Here is a 17,441-nt window from a genome sequence, read left to right on the forward strand (position 1 = left end):
GTTCCTGCGCCATGCTCAGCAGGCGCTCCCACACGCCCAGGCGCGACCAGCGTATGAAGGTCTGTGCAGCCAGCCCGTGGCGTTCGGAGCAGTGCTCCGAACCCACCAGAGCCCCTCCTCCACCGGCAGGGCCCGCCACTTCGCGCCGTTGTCGTGTCGCCAGAGGATCGCGCCGATGGTCCTGCGCAGGTGCTGCGGCGGCACCTTGGCGTGCGGGCGGCAGGCCTCGACCAAGGGCTCCAGCACTGCCCACTGCTGGTCCGTCAGCGCCATCGCACCCTCCGCAAAGCCGGAGAACGCCCACTCACGCCAGCAGTCCAGGCGCTAACAGGACCTAGACCTCTCCTGGCCATGGGCGATTGAGTGTTGGCGTATCGAGGGGTCGGCTCAACGAAGTCTCGGCTGGCTCGGCGCTCGCAGCGATTCACCGAGCGGCGTAATCGGACCAGCCAATGGTGAGGAACGCTTATTGGCAGAAAACTGAGCCCCCGCGCTGGGTGCTGATCCCAGTCCATCGGCAAGTCATCTGCCGCAGGATGCTGAAAGCGCGGCAGTCACGACGGCAGCCGCGTTCTTCATCAACGCTGTTGGCTAAGAAGTAGTAGGCTTACAACCGGTACTTCGCCTGTATCTGGTCCGCACGCGATAACGGCTGCAGGGTGGGCACCAGCATGCGCCTGCCCACGCCCTGTGCCATGATACGAGCGGCAGGGTCTGAATGCGCTTTTCTGTTTCCGATGTGCCGGACTGCATCATCAGAATGCTCCATAGCAAGACGGCCTCTCCAGAACAGTCAAGGACGGTTAAGCACGCTGGGTAAATGCCGCGCAGTCACGAAGAGTAGCACTACGTCCCGACCTAGCTCTGAATAGGGCGAGCATCATCAAGCTTGTTAAATAAGGTAATTCCGCTCCAATGGGTGAGCATTCGTGTGCAAGAGTGAAGCAAGCGAATGTCTAGCCTGAAAGATCCGGTCATTCATAGCACCGTCAGCCCGCAGCGGATCAGTCGACGACGCAATCAACACTCAGTACAGAGACCGTCCGGGTGAGGAGCACAACTCGCACGGCCACTGGCGGATGAGGTGGGATTCGAACCCACGATACGCTTACACGTATGGCGGTTTTCAAGACCGCTGCCATAGACCGCTCGGCCACTCATCCCGAGGAGTTCGAGTTACGGCATTGGCGGCGTAGCGCAAAGCCCTTGCTCTCAGGCAGGCTGTACTCTTCACCGATTAGGGATGTGTCGGTAGCCGCGTCTCCGATCCGGCAATGGTCCCCATAGCTGCGAGAATGGCCTCCTGCTTCGCCTCCCGCGCTTCCCGCAGCGCCGCCTCGAGCTCCTCCAGCACCGCCTGCCCCGCGCCCGCCGCCCGAGCGCGTTTGTAGGCGACGAGCGCGGCCTTGATCGGGTCGTCATAAGCTGGGCAGTAGAAAAGCCACCACTGGTCGCCCCTCGGCGCCACGGCGGCGGCGGACGCGCGGTCCTCGCCCGACGCCCAGGCGGGATCCCGTCGCACGAGCTCCGCTTCCAGCGCATCCCGCCGGGACACGAGCGTGGCGAGGATGGCGGGCTGCAGCATGCGGCTCCGTCCCAACCGGACGGCCTCGGCGGCGTCGCGGAAAGCCTGCAGCAGGCGATCGTCGGAAAGGGCGCGTGGAGTCATCGCCGCATTATGCCGTACCCGCGCCCGCCGTTGCAGGGCATACGACGAAATCCTGGACGGCGTGCCGCGTCCGTCCCCTCAGGGGGCCAGCGCCGCCCGCGCCGCGGCGACCGTGCTCTCGGAGAAGGCGATGCCGCCGGCCTCGGCGAGCCGCTCCGCCTCGGTGAGCAGCGCGCCGCCCTCCTCCCCCAGTACGAGCGAGGCGAGCAGCGCGAGGGCGTAGGGAAGCAGCAGCCCCGCCCCCATCGCGCGGTAGTCCTCGAGGCCACGCCGCAGCATCGCCTCCCCCGCGGCCCGCTCGCCCCGCCGCGCGCGGGCCCAGCCCTCCAAGATCGCGGCCCAGGCGGACCAGTAGGCGAAGTCGTGACCGGCGGCGACGGCGCCGAGCTCGCCCGCCGCGGCGAGGCACTCGTCCCCGCGGCCCGCGAACTGCGCCAGCGCGCAGCGGAAGGCGAGCGCGAAGCAGAGGCTGTGCGCGTGGTCCAGCCCGCGCGCCGCCGCCACCGCCGCCGCGTCCGCCGCGAAGGCCGCCGCGGCATCGCCCTCGAACCAGTGCGCCCACCCCAGATGCGCCCGCGCCAGCACCGCCGGGTCCGAGCCATAGTCGAAGCGGTGCGGCTCGTCCCGCGCGGGGTCGTAGAGCGCGAGCACCCGCTCCAGGTGCTGCCGCGCCTCGCGGTAGCGGCCGAGGTAGAGCAGCCCGAGGCCGAAGGGGCGGTGGGCCTGCAGCAGCGCCGCCCCGTCCCGCTCGCCCTCCATCAGCGCCATGATCCGCTCGCCGATCGCGTGCCCCTCCCGCACCGAACCGCGGACGAGGTGGAAGGTCTGCAGCCCCCGCAGCGTGCGCAGCAGGAGCTGGCGGTCGTCGAGGCGAAGCGCGGCGGCGTGCGCCGTGGCGAAGGCCTCGCCGACCTCCGGCACCGCGTTGCCGCGCGCCACGGTGATCTGGGCGGCGAGCCCCACCTGCAGGCGCGCCTCCGCCGCGTCGCGCACCGGGCCAGGCAGCTTCGGCACCTGCTCCAGCGCGGCGCGGAAATGCCCGGCGGCCTCGCCATGGGCGCCGGCGCGCATGGCCCGCGCCGCGGCCCTCTCGTAGGCGGCGACCGCCTCCGCGGCCGCGCCCCCCGCCGCGAGGTGGCGCGCCAGCAGCTCGGGCCGCTGGTCCACAAGGTCGGCGAAGCGCTCGGGCAGGAGGCGGGCGAGCGCCAGGTGAAGGGTCGCGCGCCGGCTGCGGAGGAGGGTCTCGTAGGCCATGTCGCGCATCAGCTCGTGGCGGAAGGTGTAGCCGGTCGGGGCCTCCGGCGGGCCCTCCGGCTCCATCAGCCCCACCTCCACCAGCCGCCGCAGCGGCCGGCGGGCGGAGGGCAGCCCGACCGTCTCCGCCAACGCTGCGATCATGTCGCCGCGGAACGAGCGCCCGATCACGGCGGCGAGCTGCGCGAGGGGCTTCGCCTCGGGCAGCGCGTCCAGCCGCGCGGTGAGGCCGGCGCGCAGCGTCAGCGGCAGCGCGCAGTCGGCCTGCGCGTCCCGCGCCGCCTCCACGAGGAAGATGGGCACCCCGCCGGCGCGCGCGATGATCCCGGCGAGCAGCGCGGGGTCCGCCCCCTGGGGCGCCGCCGCGGCGGCCAGGCGCCGCGCGGCCGCGTCGTCGAGCGGGTGGAGCCGGAAGGTCAGGGGCGCCGCGCCCGGCAGGCCGTGGCCCTCCGGCCGCCGCGTCAGCAGCAGGAGCATCGCCGCGTCGCGCGCGGCGCAGGCATCGGCGAGCAGGCGCAGCACGGCGAGGGTGCTGTCGTCCGCCCAGTGGATGTCCTCCGCGACGAAGAGCGCCGTCCCCGGACCCGCGCCGGCCCGGAGCGCGGCCAGGAAGGCCGCCATGCCGCGCCGCCGCCGCCGCCGGCCCGCCGCCTCCATCTCGGCGGCCTCCGCGGGCGTGGCGCAGTGGAGCAGCACGGCGAGCGGCGCCGCGTGCTCCGTCCCCGCGAGCCCGTGCCGCCCGAGCCACGCCGCCAGCGCGCCGCGGGCCTCGTCGGGCGCCGCGCGGGGAGGGAGGGCCGCCGCGGCGGAGAGCCACGCGATCAGCGGCCGGAAGGCGCTCGCTTCGTCCCCCGCGCTGCAGGCGACGACCACCGCGGCCTCCCCGGCGGCGCCGATCCGGGCGCGGAACTCCTCGAACAGTCGCGTCTTCCCGTGACCGGGCTCCGCCTCGATCATCACCGCCGTGCCGGCCCCGGCTTCGGCGTCGCGCCAGGCGGAGAAGAGACCGCGCAGCTCGTCCTCCCGCCCGACCAGGGGCGGCCCCGCGGCCGCCGGGCCGGGGGCGGCCAGGCCGGGCGGCAGCTCATCCTCCAGGCGATGGGCGAGCACCGGGCGCGGCAGCCCCGCAAGCGCCACCTCGCCCCGGGGCGCGAAGCGGAAGCGGCGGGGCGCGAGGCGCCGCGTGGCCTCGCTGACCCAGACCTCGCCCGGCCCGGCCGCGTGCTGCAGGCGGGCGGCGACGGTCGTCACCTCGCCCACCATGGCGCCGGGCTCCGACGCGACGCCATGGCCCAGCGTCGCGACCACCACGATCCCGCTGTGAACGGCCACCCGCACCTCGAGCGCGAGGCCGAGCCGCGCCCGCAGCGCCGCCACCGCGCGGGCGATGCCGAGCGCCGCGCGCAGCGCCCGCTCGGCGTCGTCCTCCCGCGCGACCGGGAAGCCGAAGCGCGCGAGGATGCCGTCGCCCTGGTGCTGCGACAGGCTCCCGCCCTGCCCCGTCACCGCCGCCGCCGCCGCCTCGCGATAGGCCAGGAGGAGGTCGCGCAGGTCCTCGGGATCGAGGCGGGCCGCGAGGGCGCTCGACCCCACGAGATCCGCGAAGAGGACGGTGACGGGCCGCCGCTCCCCCGCTTCCGGCGCCGCCGTCTCCGCCGGCGCGCGAAGCGCCACGCCGCAGGCGCCGCAGAACCGCATCCCCGGCGGGCTGACGAAGCCGCAGGCCTGGCAGAGGGCGACGGACGGGATGCGGCTCAGGAGCGGACCTCGCGGCGGTTCGCGGGACGCACCCGCGGGGCGCGGGCCGTGCCGAATGTTACTGCGACCGGCAGGATGGCGCTGCTAGCCTCCCCTTGGGAAGCGGAGGAAGCGCGTTGTTCTTGGCCGACGGCACGCAGGGAGGCGGCGCCTCGTCCCGCATCGATCCCGTGCTGCGGGCCGCGACCCTGGCGCTGGCGCTCGGGCCGCGCCCCGCCGAGTTCGGGCTGCTCGCCCTCATCCCCGGCGGCACGGCCGTCCGCCCGCGCCCCGGGATCCGCTTCGGCCACGCGGTGCGGGAGGCGGACGGGGCGATCTTGCCGCCGGACGGCACGCCCCCCCGCTCGGACGGAACCCTCCTCGCCGCCATCCGCATCGACCTCGACGCGCTCGGCGCCGAGGGGCCGGCCGACCTCATGGGCAAGCTCCTGGCCCTCCTCGAGGATCTCGCCGGGGAGGGCTGGTGCATGCAGGTCGAGCGCGTGGCGGCCGCTCCCTCCTCGGCGGCGATGGGCACGGGACCCGGCATGACGGCGGGCCTTCCGCCGCCGCCGGGGGCGCCGGACGGGCGCGGCGTCCTCGTCGGTGCGGTCGACTTCGGCTGCGCCTTCGCCCATCCCGCCTTCCGCGAGGGCCCCGACGGGCTCGGCGGGACGCGCCTCCGCCTGCTCTGGGACCAGAACGCCCCGCGGCCGCCCGGCGCCCCCCTGCCCGGCCGCTTCTACGACCCGGCGGAACTGGACGCCCTGCTGGCGGGGCCGGGCTCGCCCTATCCCCCCGGCGGCTACGCGCCCTGGCAGAACGGCTACGTCGCGGAGGACGCGGCACCGGCCCGCCCCGGCCGGCGGCCCGATCCGCGCCTGCTGGTGCACGGCACCGGCGTCCTCGCGCTGGCGGCCGGGCGGCGCCCGGCGGCCGGCCCCTGGGCGGGCGCGGTCCCCTCCGGCGCCGCGCCCGGCGCCGCGCTCGGCTTCGTCCACCTTCGCCCGCGCGCCCTCGTGTCGGAGGGCGACGCGATCGACGTCCTCGACGGCGCCTGCGCCCTCTTCGCGCTCGCCGAGCGCGAGGGGATGCCGGCGGTGGTGAACCTCAGCATCGGCGCGAACACCGGGGGGCATGACGGGCGCAGCCTGATGGACCGCGCGCTGGACGCGCTCCTGCGACGCCCGGGCCGCGCGATCACCGTCGCGGCGGGGAACATGCGGGGCGCGGGCCTGCACCGCTGCGGCGAGGTCGGCACCCGCCCGGAGACGCTGAGCTGGCGCTTCGCCGCGGGCGACCCCACGCCCAACATGCTCCGCGTCTACGCGCCGATGATCGCGGGCCTGCCGGCGCTCGACCTCTCCCTCGCCCATCCCGGCGGCGCGCCCGGCTCGGCCATCCCGCGCGGCGCGCTGCGCGACGGGAGCGCGCGGCTGATCCGGGACGCGGCGGGGCGCGACGTCGGCACGGCGGTCTGCACGACGCGCCCGCCGACGACCGAGGCGCCGGTCCAGCATTTCGAGCTCCGGATCATCCCCTCGGGCGCGGAGGAGACCTGGGAGGTGACCCTCGGCCTGTCCGACGCCTCCCCCGCCGCCTCCTGCCCCTTCGACGCCTGGATCGAGCGCGACGACCTCCGCGCCAACAGCACCTCCCGCTTCGAGCCGCGCGAGCCCCCGGGCGGGGAGGGCGGCTGCTCCCTCGGCTCCCTCGCCTGCGCGGAGGGCCCGGTCTGCGTCGGCGCCTGCGCGCCGGCGGACGGCCAGCCCGCGCCCTTCAGCTCCCTCGGCGGCACGCGGGGCGGCGGCGAGAAGCCCGACCTCGTCGCGCCCGGCATCGGCGTCGCCACCGCCTCCGGCCTGGGCGGCCTCCGCGATGGCAACGGCCTGACCTACGCGGCGACGGCCGCTATGGACGGCACGAGCGCGGCCGCGCCGCAGGTGGCAGGCGTGGTGGCGCTCATGCTCCAGCTCCGCCCGCGGCTCCCCGCGGCGCGCGTCCGCGAAATCCTGCGGACCACGACGCGCGAGCGGCAGGCCGACCCGACCTTTCCCTGGGACAGCGCGCGCGGCGCCGGCCGGCTGGACGCCGCGGCCGCGCTCGCGATGACGATGGAGGAGCCGGAATGACCGCGCCCGGCGGATCGCCGCCCCTACACCGCCCGATGAAGGTCACCATCGGCTACACGGAATCCTGCAACCTCGACTGCCGCGTCTGCTACGCCGACTGCGCGCGCCGCCCCTCCCCGCGCGAGCTGCCGGCCGCAACCTGGATCCGCCTCCTCGACGAGTTCTTCGAGGCCGGCGTGATCTCCGTCATGATCGAGGGGGGCGAGCCGCTGCACCGGCCCGACGTGCTGGAGGTGATCGCCCACGCCGCGCCGCGCGCCATGACGCGGCTGCGCACGAACGCGACGCTCGTGGACGATGCGATGGCCGCGCGCCTCCGCGGCATCGGGCTCGGCGACGCGATGGTCGACCTCCTCGGCGCCACCGCCGCGACCCACGACGCCCTCACCGGCGTGGCCGGCAGCCTGGAGCGCAGCCTCGCCGGAATCCGCGCCCTCCGGCGGGCGGGCCTGCCGGTCACCGTGCTGGTCATCATGAACCGGCTGAACCACCGCGAATTGCAGCCCTTGCTGGAACTTGCGCAGGCGGAGGGCGCGGAGGCGGTGGGCGTGCTCCGCCCCTACCCGCTCGGCCGCCTGCGGCGGGACTGGGCGGCACTCTCCCTGTCGCTGGAGGAGATGACGGCCGCCATCGCCGCGCTGCGCCCGCCGCCGGGCCTGCGGCTGATGCAGTCCTGGCACCCGAACGACGCGAACTGCTGCTGGCAGATGGCGGCGGTGAACGCCTACGGCCGCTCGATCGGCTGCATGTACCTGCGCGAGTACGTCGACTATGGCGACGTCACGGCGATGCCCTTCCTGGAGACCTGGGAGGACCCGCTCTACCGCCATCTCCGCGCCGGAAAGGTCGAGGCGAGCTGCGCCGGCTGCGCCTCGACGCAGCACACCCATGGCGGCTGCCGCTCCACCGCCTACGCCTTCCACGGTCGCTGGGACGCCCCCGATCCCTTCGACGCCGGGCTGAACGGCGGGGTGGACCTGCGCGCGCTGCCGCCGCTCCCGGTTCCGGCTGGACGGCCCCCGCATGCGCCATAGCCGCGCGCCCGGGCTCCGCCTCCGCCCGCTGCCCGAGCTCGGCGCCTGCCTCGCCTACACGCCCGCGGCGCCGCGGCTGCACCAGCTCAACGTGACGGCCTGGCTCATTCTCGAGCTGGTCGACGGGCGCGACGACGCGGCGCTCGCCGAGGCCTTCGCCTCCCGCACCGGCCCTGCCCTCTCCCCCGAGGCCGCGCGGCGCACCCTGGCGGAAGGGCTGGCCGGGCTGCGCGCCTCGGGGCTGGTCAGCGCCGATCCGCCGCCCAACGAGCAGAGGAACCCCGCATGAGCGAGCCCTTCGACCCCGCCGCGGCCGCGGAGGCCCTGCTGCGCTCCGGCGGCCGCGTGCCGCCGGCGAGCGTCACGCCCCTCGTCTCGGTCGTGCGCAGCGGCGAGCAGTTCCTCATCCTCCCGCCGCCCGGCGACGAGCCCAGCGCGAGCGTGCTCGGCCGGATCGTCCTCGAATGGGGCTACGAGGTGCCCCGCGCCCGCCACGCCGAGTTCCTCGCCTTCATCGGCGAGAAGCACGGCGCCCTGAGCGTCTCGCCGGTCGCGGGCCTCCGCTATCTCGGCACCTACGCGGTGTTCCAGCAGAGCGAGCGCAGCCTCGGCAGCTTCCGCACCCTCTGGGACCTCGAGCGGCTCAGCCAGCTCGAGGAGATGACCGCGCGCGTCGCCGACCCGAAGGACGACTGGGGCGGGCTGGTGAAGGCGCTGATGGGCTTCCGGGATCCCGACTACACGGCCGGGCGCAGCCAGGTGATCCTGCAGCTCGCCGCGGCGACGATGCTGCCGGCGTCCCCCGATCCGGTCGCGGGTCAGGCCCCAGGCCGCGGCGCGCCGCCGTAGCCCGCCTCGACCTCCGCCTCCAGCGCCTCGACCCGCGGCAGCACCACGCCGCCGCGCGTCAGCTCGGCCAGACCGTCCCGCTGCAGCGCGCTAAGGGTGCGCGAGACCACCTCGCGGCGGGTCCCGATCCGCGACGCCAGCTCGTGGTGCGGCGGCGGCGGCGACACGACGCGCCCGCCCCGCTCCCGCGGGCGCGAGAGGCGGAGCAGCAGCGCCGCGAGCCGCGCCCGCACCGGCAACACCGCGAGCTCCATAAGCCGCGCGTCCTTCTCCCGCACGAGGGCGGCCAGGCAGCGCATCAGGTGGTGCGAGGCCTCGGGGGTGGAGAGCGCGAAGGCCATGAAGGGCGCGGCCGCGATGGAGCAGACCCGCGCCCGCGTCAGCGCCACGACGCTCGCCGAGCGCTGGCCGCCGTCGATCGCCGCGATCTCGCCGAAGAGGCTGCCCGCGCGGAGTTCCGCGAGGATCATCTCGTGCCCGCCGCTGCTGCGCGTGACGACGCGGAGCTCTCCCTCCACCACCAGCGCCACCTCGCGGCTGGGGTCGCCGGCCTCGATCACCGTCTGCCCCGGCGCGTAGCCGCGCCAGCGCGCGACCGTCGCCAGGGGTTCGAGCGCGGCCCGGTCGAAGCTGCGGAAGAAGGGAAGGCGGCTCAGTTCATCCATGGTGCAGGGCTCTTCGAGCCAGAGTGCCGCGGGCGGCCGCCGGCGTAAACGCGCGCCCTCGCCGCCCGGCCGCGAGGCGCCGCGCTCGCGCGGGGCGGGAGGGCGCGGGGCACGGGCCTCGTTGCGTCGGCCGAGGCAGGGCAGGATCACGGCAACCTCCTGGGATCGGGACCGGCCAAGCTTCGGCGCCCCGGCCGCGCCGGGATGTGACATTCGGCACCGCGCCGCGGCGGCCGCGCTGGCCAGGCTGCCCTCACCGAACCGAGGGCCCGCCGATGACCGCCTCCCCCCTTCCCGCCGCGGCGCTCGCGCTTCCCTCGCGGGCGGGCGCGACGCGATCGCCGCCGGGCCCTTCTTTCCGCGGTTGGGCGGTCGTGGCCGGGTCCTTCCTCGTGCAGGCCCTCTGCTTCGGCGCCGTCTACTCCTTCCCCGCCTTCGCCGCGCCGCTGCAGGCGAGCTTCGGCGCCTCGGACGTCTCGATCAGCCTCGTCTACGCCGTCTGCGGCGCGATGGCCTTCGCGACGGGCGCCGTCAGCGGGCCGCTCGCCGACCGGGTGGGCGCGCGCTGGCCGGTCTCCGCGGGGATGCTGGTCATGGCGGCCGGCTTCCTCCTCGCCTCCGCCGCGGAGCGCTTCGAGACGGTGCTGCTCTCCTACGGGCTTCTCGTCGGCACGGGCGCGGGGCTCGCCTACGTGCCCGCGCTGGCCGCGGTGCAGCGCTGGTTCGTCACCTGGCGCGGCCTCGCCTCCGGCATCGCGACGGCCGGGGTCGGCGCGGGCACCGCCATGGTGCCGGTGACGGCGGCGCTGCTGTCGGCCTGGGGGGACTGGCGGGTTTCCTTCGCGATCGCCGGCACGGCCATCGCGCTGCTCGGGCCCGCGGCGGCGCTGCTCATCGCAAGCTCCCCCGAAGCCTGCGGGCTGCGCCCCGACGGCGCCGCCGGCCCCGCGCCGCGGGACGAGTCTGCCGGCGGGGCGGTGCTGGAGGGAACCGGGCTTCGCCAGGCCATCCGCACGCGGCGCTTCCTCGGGCTGGTCGCCGGCTGCTTCCTCCTCTCCGTCCCCGTCGCCCTTCCCTTCGCGGGCATCGCGACGACGGCGCGGGAAGCAGGGCTGGATGCGCGGCAGGCGCTCCTCCTCCTCAGCTTCATTGGCGGCGGCTCGGTCGGCGGCCGGCTGCTCCTCGGCGCGGGCGCGGACCGGCTGGGGCGGGAGCGGGTGCTGGTCGCCTGCGGCCTCGGCATCGCCGCGATGATGGGGTGGTGGGCCTGCGCCGCCGGCCCCCTCGGCTACGCCCTCTTCGCCCTCGTGTTCGGCGTCGCCCAGGGTGGCTTCGTGGCCCTGATGCCGGGCCTGGTGGTGGACCTCTACGGCCGCCGGTCGGCGGGCGCGCTGATCGGCGCCCTCTTCGCCGGGCGCGCCCTGGCCGTGCTTACCGCGCCGCCCTGTGCCGCGGCGCTCGCGCCGGTGATGGGGCAGGCCGGGCCCCTCTGGGGCGCGGGGGCGCTCGCCCTGCTCGGCACCCTCCTCCTCGCCCGCGCCGCGCGGCGCGGGGGTGGCGCCGTCCGGCCGATCGCTCCCCTCTCTCTCCGCGCGAGCGCTCCTTCCGCGGCGCGCACTGGGCTGGCCCGGCGGGGCGAGCACCACCTCCCCTCGCCCGCGGCGCCGGGGCGCGTGCCGGCCGGCCAGGGACTGCGCCCCGCGGCCTGACCGGCGCCGCCCCGAGCCCGGCCGGGTCGGGCCGGGCGCTAGTCGATTGCTATGCTCCCGCGCCGGGCGACCTCCCGCCACTTCGCCTGCTCCTTCCGCAGGAAGGCGGCGAAGCCATCCGGCCCCTCGGCCAGCGGTGCCGTCGCCTGCTCCTCGAAGCGGGCGCGCAGGGCCGGTTCCCGCATGGCCTCGAGGAAGGTCTCGGCGAGAATCTCCACGACCGGCGCCGGGGTGCCGGCGGGCGCGACGATCCCGCCGGAGCCGAGCACGGTGAAGCCGGGGAGCCCCGCCGCCTCCTCCAGGGTGGGCACGCCCGGAAGCTGCGGGTGGCGGGCGGCGAGGGTCACGGCCAGCGCCCGCAGCGCCCCGTCCCGCACCAGCGGCAGCGCCGCCGCGGTGCTTTCCATGACGAAGCCGAGCGAGCCCGCGACAAGGTCCATCAGCACGGGGCCGGAGCCGCGATAGGGCACGTGGGTGGCCTCCGCGCCGATCTCTTGCAGGAAGAGCTCGGTGCCCATGTGCTGGGTCGATCCCGGCCCGCTCGAGCCGTAGTTGGCGCCGCCGGCGCGGATCCGGCGAACCAGCGCCGCGACGTCGCGCGGGCCGTCCTTGGGCACCAGCAGCACGAGCGGCGCCTCGAAGACGCGGGCGATGGGCTGGAAGTCGCGCTCGGCGTTGTAGGGGATGTTCCGCATGACCGCGGGGTTGATGGCGAGGCTCGCCAGGCTGCCGAAGCCGAGGGTGTAGCCGTCCGGCGCGGCGCGGGCGACCGCCTGCATGCCGATCACCCCCGAGGCGCCGGGCCGGTTCTCGGTGACGACGCGGTTCGCGCGGAACCGGCCCTCCGAGGCCCGGTCGGCCAGGAGCCGGCAGAAGATGTCGTTCGCCTGCCCCGGCGGGAAGGGCACGATGATGCGCACCGGGCGCGACGGATAGGCCTGCGCCAGGGCGCGCGGCGCCGCCAGGCCGCCGGCCGCGGCAAGGAGCAGCCCGGCGGCCGCCCGGCGGGTCAGGATGGTCATTCTCGTTCTCCTCCGTGCTTGCCTACGGCCGCGCCGCGCTACTCGGCGGCCAGCGCCGGCGCGGGCGCGGCGTGCAGCGCCCCCGCGGCCAGCAGCGCGGCGATCTCGGCCTCGCCGAGCCCGGCCTCGCGCGCGATCTCGATCCCGTGCTCCCCGGGGCGCGGGGGCTGGCGGCGGAGCGCGGCCCGGGCGCCGCCCATCAGCACGGGCAGCCCGGGGATGCCGGCCACGGGCCTGGACGGCACCCCGCCCGGCGCGCCGGCCGCGCTTCCCATCTCGACCGGCATCAGCCCGCCCGAGGCGAGGAGGTGCGGGTCTTCGAAAAGGTCCGCCGGCTTGGCGATGGGCGCGAAGGGCAGGCCCAGCGCCTCGCACCGGGCCATCAGCTCCGCCGGGGGCAGGCCACGGAACACCGCGGCCACCCGCGCCCCGATCCGGGGCCGGGCGGCGGCCAGGTCGGCCATCGTCGCGAGGGAGGGATCCGCGAGGAGATCGTCGAGGCCGAAGGCGCGGCAGAAGGCGTCCCACTGGGTGGCCGTGACCACGCCCACGAAGACCTGGCGCCCCTCCTCCGCGCTGTCGAAGACGTCGTAGAGGGGCCAGGGCTTCGGCATGGCCTTGTCGCCGAAGGGCACGGGGTCGCGCCCGGTGATGGCGGCGCCGGCCATGTGCTGGGCGACGAGCAACATGTTCGTTTCGAAGAGGCCCGACTGCACCAAGCCGCCCCGTCCCGTCGCCGCGCGCTCCCGCAGCGCCGCCAGGATCGCGACCGCGCCGAAGACCCCGCCCAGGATGTCGTTGATCGAGGTGCCCGCGCGGAGCGGCCGCCCCGGCGGCCCCGTCATGTAGGCGAGCCCGCCCATCATCTGCACGACCTCGTCCAGCGCCGCGCGCTTCTCGTAGGGGCCGGGCAGGAAGCCCTTGCAGGAGAGATAGACGAGGCGCGGGTTCTCCGCCGAGAGCGCGGCGTGCCCGAGCCCGAGCGCCTCCATCGCGCCCGGCCGGAAGTTCTCGATCACCACGTCCGCGCCCGCGGCCAGGCGCCGCACCAGGGCGAGGCCCTCCGGCTTCTTCAGGTCGACGCAGAGGCTGCGCTTGTTGCGGTTGAACGTCGGGAAGAAGCCGATCGCCGCGCCGGTCAGCCGCCGCGTGTTGTCGCCCCCCGGCGAGGGCTCGACCTTGATCACGTCGGCACCGAGATCCGCGAGGACCATGCCGCAGCTCGGCCCCATGACCATGTGGCTGAACTCGACGACGCGCAGCCCCTCGAGCGGGCGCGGCGCCGCCGGCGGCACGGTCGCCGGGGCGGCGCCGGCCTTCCGCCCGGTGCGGGGCAGGCCCGCCGCGGCCACACGGCCGTGCAGCGGCTCGTCCGGCAGCCCGGCCCGCAGCGCGTCGCGCGCCGCGACCAGCGCGGGCAGGTCGATGCCGGTCGGGAAGCCCTCCGCCTCCAGGAGGTGCACGAGGTCCTCCGTGCAGGCGTTGCCGACCGATCCCGGCGCGTAGGGGCAGCCGCCGAGGCCGCCGAGCGCCGCGTCGAAGCCGCGCACCCCCTCCTCCAGCGCGGCCATGGCGTTGGCGAGGGCGGTGCCGAGCGTGTCGTGCAGGTGCAGGTTGCCGAAGCGCTCCGGCCCCACCTCCGCCCGCACGGCCCGCACCAGCCGCCGCACCGCGGAGGGCGTCGCGTAGCCGAGCGTGTCCGCCAGGGCGACCGTGTCCGCGCCCGCCGCGGCGAGGGAGGCGGCGAGGGCCACCACCTCCGCCTCCGAGACGGCTCCCTGGAGGGAGCAGCCGAAGGCCGTGGAGATGCCGGCCTCGATGCGCGGCGCCGCCGGCCCGAGGCCGCGCGCCCAGGCGACCACCCGCGCCACCTCGGCCACCTGATCCGCCCGCGAGCGTCGGACATTCGCCCGGCTGTGCGCCTCGGAGGCGGAGACGGGCACGATGATCGACTGGGCGCCCGCGGCGGCGGCGTCCCGCGCGCCGCGCAGGTTCGGGGCCAGGGCCACGACGCGGAGGGAGGGATGGGCGGCGCGGACGGCGCGGACGACCTCCGCGGCATCGGCCATCTGCGGCAGGGCGGCCGGCGGCACGAAGCTGGCCACCTCCATCTCGCGCAGCCCGGCCGCGACCATGGCCGCGATCCAGCGCAGCTTGGCCGCCGTCGGCATGACGCCCGCCGCCATCTGCAGCCCGTCGCGCGGGCCGACTTCTCGCACCGTGATCATCCGTCGTTTCCCGAACGCTTCCTCGCGGCATCCTGCTTCGCCAGAAACGGAACGGGAATCGCTATCTGGCGGGGTCGGCATCCGCCGGCGGAGGACGCTCGATGCCCTCCGCGCCGCCGAGGAGGTGGGTCGTAAGGAGGCGCGCGGCCGGCGGCAGCAGCCCGGCCGGGCGGGCCACCAGCCGCAGCCGCCGCCGGGCCCAGGGCTCCTCCAGCGGCACGCCGCGCAGGCCGAGGGCGCGCTCGTAGGGGCGGACCATGCCCTCCGGCATGACCGCGATGCCGTGGCCCGCGGCGACGAGGCACCGGCTCGCGTCGGTGCCGGCGACCCGGAAGCGGTAATGGAGCGACCGGTCGCGCCGCTGCGCCTGCTCCTCCAGCAGGAGGGACAGCGCGCCGCTCTCCACCGCGCCGATCATGGGCTCGCCGAGGAGGGCGTCGAAGGCGAGGCCTCTTTCGGCGGCCAGCGGGTGGCCCTCCGGCATCACGGCCAGCAGGCGGTCCTCGCGCCAGGCGCTGCCCTCCAGCCCCGGCGGCAGGGCGCCCTCGCCGGTGATCATGCCGAGGTCGGCGCGCCCGTCGAGAAGCTGCTGCAGGATGACCAGGCTCACCTCCTCCCGCAGCTCCACCCGGACGCCCGGGCGCGCGGCGGCGAAGTGGGCCAGCGCCTCCGGCAGCGGGTGCCCCGCGATGCAGGAGGTGGTCGCGTGGAGGCGGACGATGCCCAGCCCCCCGGCGGCCAGCGCCTTCAGGTCGTCCTCCAGCCGCGCGAGCAGCCCGAAGGCGGCGCGCCCGTGCCGCACCAGCAGCTCCCCCGCCGCGGTCAGCCGTGCCCCGCGCGCGCCGCGCTCCACGACGGCCTGCCCGCAATCGGCCTCGAGCCGCTGCACCCGCTTCGCCGCGGCGGAGGTCGCGATGCCGCAGCGGGCGGCAGCGCGCGTGATGCTGCCGAGCTCGGCCGTCGCGAGGAGGATGCGGAGCGTCACCCAGTCCGGCGTCATCATCCGGCGGTCTTCGCGGAGCGGGCGGGGATCGGCAAGCCCGCTCGCCTCGTTCGGCGGCCCGCCCCGGGTTGCGGCCGCGCGCGGCTTGCCGCTTAGACTGGCCTCCCGACGGTCGGCCCAGCGCGCCGCCCGTCTGCCGACCGCCCGGAGAACCGCGCATGAGCAGCCCGTCCGACTACGTGCCCCCCCGCGTCTGGACCCCGAACCAGGCGAATGGCGGGCGCTTCGCCAACATCAACCGGCCGGTCGCCGGGGCGACTCACGAGAAGGAGCTTCCCGTCGGCCGCCATCCCCTCCAGCTCTACTCCCTCGGCACGCCCAACGGCGTGAAGGTGACGGTGATGCTCGAGGAGCTGCTCGCCCTCGGGCACGCGGGGGCGGAGTACGACGCCTGGCTGATCCGCATCGGCGAGGGGGAGCAGTTCGGAAGCGGCTTCGTCGGCGTGAACCCGAACTCCAAGATCCCGGCTCTGTGCGACCGCAGCGGCCCGGAGCCGGTCCGGGTCTTCGAGTCCGGCGCGATCCTCGTCTACCTCGCGGAGAAGTTTGGCGCCTTCCTGCCCGCCTCCGGTCTGGCGCGCGCCGAGTGCCTCTCCTGGCTCTTCTGGCAGGTCGGCAGCGCGCCCTATCTCGGCGGCGGCTTCGGCCACTTCTACGCCTACGCGCCCACGAAGATGGAGTACCCGATCGACCGCTTCGCCATGGAGGTGAAGCGGCAGCTCGACGTGCTGGACCGCCGCCTGGCCGAGAGCGAGTACCTCGGCGGCGACGCCTACACGATCGCCGACATGGCAACCTGGCCCTGGTACGGCGGCCTGGCCAAGGGCTGGCTCTACGGCGCGGCGGAGTTCCTGCAGGTGGAGGAGTACCGCCATGTGCAGCGCTGGGCCGACGCGATCGCCGCGCGGCCGGCGGCGCGGCGCGGCCGGATGGTGAACCGCGTGCAGGGCGAGCCGGAGAGCCAGCTGCACGAGCGCCACGACGCCGCCGACTTCGAGACGCGGACCGCGGACAAGCTCGCCGCTTCCGGCTGAGGCGAAGGGACGCTGCGGAAGGTGCCCGTCCTGTCGGCGGTGTGCCGGACGGGGCGGGTTGGTGGCGAGGGGACGGCGATGCGGGCAGCGGTGTTCGGGGCGGGCGCGATCGGCGGCTGGCTGGCGGCCGGTCTCGCGCGGGGCGGCCACGAGGTGGGTGTCCTCGCGCGCGGCGCGAGCCTCGCCGCGCTGCGCGACCATGGGCTGGTGCTGAGCGAGGGCGATCGGCATGAGCGCTTCCGGGTCCGCGCGACCGACGATCCCGCCGCGCTCGCCGGCGCCGACCTCCTGGTGCTCGGCCTTAAGGCCCACGACCTGCCGGGCGCCCTGCCAGCGATCAACGCGCTGCTCGGCCCGGGGACGCGCGTGCTGCCGGCGATCAACGGACTGCCCTGGTGGTTCCTCGATGGGTTCGGCGGCCCGGCCGAGGGGCTCGTCCTCCCGTCGGTCGATCCCGGCGGCGCCCTCCGCGCCGCCCTCCCCGCGCGACGCGTGATCGGCGCGGTGGTCCATGCCGCAAGCCGCGTGGAGGCGCCCGGGCATGTCCGGCTGATGAAGGCGGACCGGCTGCTGCTCGGCAGCCCCGCGGGCGCGGAGGGGGCGGCGACGCTGGCCGACGCCTTCCGCCGGGGCGGCATCCCGGCGGAAGAGGTCGCCGACATCCGCGCCGCCGCCTGGAGCAAGCTCTGGGGCAACGCCTGCATGAACCCGCTCAGCGCGCTCGCCCGCGCCGACACCGCGCAGCTTCTCGGCGACGACGGCGTACGGGGCCTCGTCCGCGCCATGATGGACGAGATGACGCGGCTTGCCGCCAGCATCGGGCTTCCCGATCCGGGAGATCCCGACGAGCGAATCGCGGTGACCCGGCGACTGGGCCCGATCCACACCTCGATGCTGCAGGACCTTGAGGCCGGGCGGCCGCTGGAGCTCGGACCGCTCCTCGGCTCCCTCGTCGAACTGGCCGCGCATCTTCGCGTCGAGGTGCCGAGTCTCAACGGCGTGCATGGGCTGGTCCGGCTCCTCGCGAGGAGTGCGGAGGGGGCGGCGCGGAAGATCGACACGCCGCTGTAGAGCATGGCCAAAGCAGCGCTGCCCAGTCCACTCC

Annotated in this window: 13 protein-coding genes, 1 tRNA gene and 1 pseudogene; 7 read left to right on the forward strand and 8 right to left on the reverse strand. The window is 75.8% G+C overall.

The genetic code is table 11. From position 1 onward, the window contains the following. The 4 genes and pseudogenes from EAH89_RS26835 to EAH89_RS26850 form a co-directional block, all read right to left on the reverse strand. Positions 1–273, reverse strand: a pseudogene (locus EAH89_RS26835) (transposase); the annotation flags it as partial. 800 nt (positions 274–1,073) lie between these two features. Then, positions 1,074–1,163 (reverse strand) — tRNA-Ser (locus EAH89_RS26840). A gap of 74 nt (positions 1,164–1,237) precedes the next feature. Continuing rightward, positions 1,238–1,669, reverse strand: coding sequence for a hypothetical protein (locus tag EAH89_RS31585; RefSeq protein WP_161993786.1), 432 nt, complete (start codon positions 1,667–1,669; stop codon positions 1,238–1,240). Positions 1,670–1,747: 78 nt separating this feature from the next. Beyond that, entirely contained in the window at positions 1,748–4,597 is a 2,850-nt protein-coding gene (locus tag EAH89_RS26850) for an adenylate/guanylate cyclase domain-containing protein (RefSeq protein WP_161993787.1), read from the reverse strand. Positions 4,598–4,803: 206 nt separating this feature from the next. Between EAH89_RS26850 and EAH89_RS26855 the strand changes: the two genes are divergently transcribed. Genes EAH89_RS26855 through EAH89_RS26870 form a run of 4 tightly spaced genes read left to right on the forward strand, consistent with a single transcriptional unit; the run spans position 4,804 to position 8,675 of the window. Further along, the gene (locus tag EAH89_RS26855; protein ID WP_140886776.1) at positions 4,804–6,792 is read left to right on the forward strand and encodes a S8 family serine peptidase; all 1,989 of its coding nucleotides are present in this window, start codon (positions 4,804–4,806) and stop codon (positions 6,790–6,792) included. Further along, complete coding sequence (locus tag EAH89_RS26860) at positions 6,789–7,826, forward strand: radical SAM protein (RefSeq protein WP_140886777.1); 1,038 nt, start codon at positions 6,789–6,791, stop codon at positions 7,824–7,826. Before EAH89_RS26855 ends, EAH89_RS26860 begins: the two co-directional genes overlap by 4 nt. Continuing rightward, positions 7,816–8,115 carry a PqqD family protein gene (locus tag EAH89_RS26865; RefSeq protein WP_140886778.1) on the forward strand — a complete coding sequence of 100 codons (300 nt, stop codon included), beginning with the start codon at positions 7,816–7,818 and terminating at the stop codon, positions 8,113–8,115. Before EAH89_RS26860 ends, EAH89_RS26865 begins: the two co-directional genes overlap by 11 nt. Then, positions 8,112–8,675, forward strand: coding sequence for a hypothetical protein (locus tag EAH89_RS26870; protein ID WP_140886779.1), 564 nt, complete (start codon positions 8,112–8,114; stop codon positions 8,673–8,675). Before EAH89_RS26865 ends, EAH89_RS26870 begins: the two co-directional genes overlap by 4 nt. Here the strand turns inward: EAH89_RS26870 and EAH89_RS26875 are convergent. Continuing rightward, a complete protein-coding gene (locus EAH89_RS26875; protein WP_241667233.1) occupies positions 8,645–9,490 on the reverse strand; it encodes a Crp/Fnr family transcriptional regulator in 846 nt (281 codons plus the stop codon). The genes EAH89_RS26870 and EAH89_RS26875 overlap by 31 nt on opposite strands. A 125-nt stretch (positions 9,491–9,615) precedes the next feature. Here EAH89_RS26875 and EAH89_RS26880 point away from each other — a divergent pair, with 125 nt between their 5' ends. Continuing rightward, the gene (locus tag EAH89_RS26880) at positions 9,616–11,049 is read left to right on the forward strand and encodes an MFS transporter (RefSeq protein WP_140886781.1); all 1,434 of its coding nucleotides are present in this window, start codon (positions 9,616–9,618) and stop codon (positions 11,047–11,049) included. 38 nt (positions 11,050–11,087) lie between these two features. Here the strand turns inward: EAH89_RS26880 and EAH89_RS26885 are convergent, their stop codons facing one another. The 3 genes from EAH89_RS26885 to EAH89_RS26895 all read right to left on the reverse strand — a co-directional run bounded on the left by EAH89_RS26885 (position 11,088) and on the right by EAH89_RS26895 (position 15,302). Next, positions 11,088–12,071, reverse strand: a complete 984-nt coding sequence (locus tag EAH89_RS26885) for a Bug family tripartite tricarboxylate transporter substrate binding protein (protein WP_140886782.1) — start codon at positions 12,069–12,071, stop codon at positions 11,088–11,090. Positions 12,072–12,109: 38 nt separating this feature from the next. Next, a complete protein-coding gene (locus tag EAH89_RS26890) occupies positions 12,110–14,299 on the reverse strand; it encodes a hydroxymethylglutaryl-CoA lyase (RefSeq protein WP_140886783.1) in 2,190 nt (729 codons plus the stop codon). A gap of 61 nt (positions 14,300–14,360) precedes the next feature. Then, positions 14,361–15,302, reverse strand: coding sequence for a LysR substrate-binding domain-containing protein (locus tag EAH89_RS26895; protein WP_140886784.1), 942 nt, complete (start codon positions 15,300–15,302; stop codon positions 14,361–14,363). 158 nt (positions 15,303–15,460) lie between these two features. Between EAH89_RS26895 and yghU the strand changes: the two genes are divergently transcribed. Both yghU and EAH89_RS26905 read left to right on the forward strand, forming a co-directional pair. Continuing rightward, entirely contained in the window at positions 15,461–16,336 is an 876-nt protein-coding gene (gene yghU, locus EAH89_RS26900; protein ID WP_140886785.1) for a glutathione-dependent disulfide-bond oxidoreductase, read from the forward strand. 21 nt (positions 16,337–16,357) lie between these two features. Next, positions 16,358–17,407 carry a 2-dehydropantoate 2-reductase gene (locus EAH89_RS26905; RefSeq protein WP_206667691.1) on the forward strand — a complete coding sequence of 350 codons (1,050 nt, stop codon included), beginning with the start codon at positions 16,358–16,360 and terminating at the stop codon, positions 17,405–17,407. Positions 17,408–17,441: the final 34 nt, after the last annotated feature.

The sequence above is a fragment of the Muricoccus nepalensis genome, assembly GCF_006438825.1.
Lineage (GTDB): Bacteria > Pseudomonadota > Alphaproteobacteria > Acetobacterales > Acetobacteraceae > Roseomonas > Roseomonas nepalensis.

Coding starts and splice junctions, on each gene's coding strand:
- EAH89_RS31585 (WP_161993786.1), bottom strand. CDS start 1,669: ATGACTCCACGCGCCCTTTCCGACGATCGCCTGCTGCAGGCTTTCCGC.
- EAH89_RS26860 (WP_140886777.1), top strand. CDS start 6,789: ATGACCGCGCCCGGCGGATCGCCGCCCCTACACCGCCCGATGAAGGTC.
- EAH89_RS26865 (WP_140886778.1), top strand. CDS start 7,816: ATGCGCCATAGCCGCGCGCCCGGGCTCCGCCTCCGCCCGCTGCCCGAG.
- EAH89_RS26870 (WP_140886779.1), top strand. CDS start 8,112: ATGAGCGAGCCCTTCGACCCCGCCGCGGCCGCGGAGGCCCTGCTGCGC.
- EAH89_RS26880 (WP_140886781.1), top strand. CDS start 9,616: ATGACCGCCTCCCCCCTTCCCGCCGCGGCGCTCGCGCTTCCCTCGCGG.
- EAH89_RS26885 (WP_140886782.1), bottom strand. CDS start 12,071: ATGACCATCCTGACCCGCCGGGCGGCCGCCGGGCTGCTCCTTGCCGCG.
- EAH89_RS26890 (WP_140886783.1), bottom strand. CDS start 14,299: ATGATCACGGTGCGAGAAGTCGGCCCGCGCGACGGGCTGCAGATGGCG.
- EAH89_RS26895 (WP_140886784.1), bottom strand. CDS start 15,302: ATGATGACGCCGGACTGGGTGACGCTCCGCATCCTCCTCGCGACGGCC.
- yghU (WP_140886785.1), top strand. CDS start 15,461: ATGAGCAGCCCGTCCGACTACGTGCCCCCCCGCGTCTGGACCCCGAAC.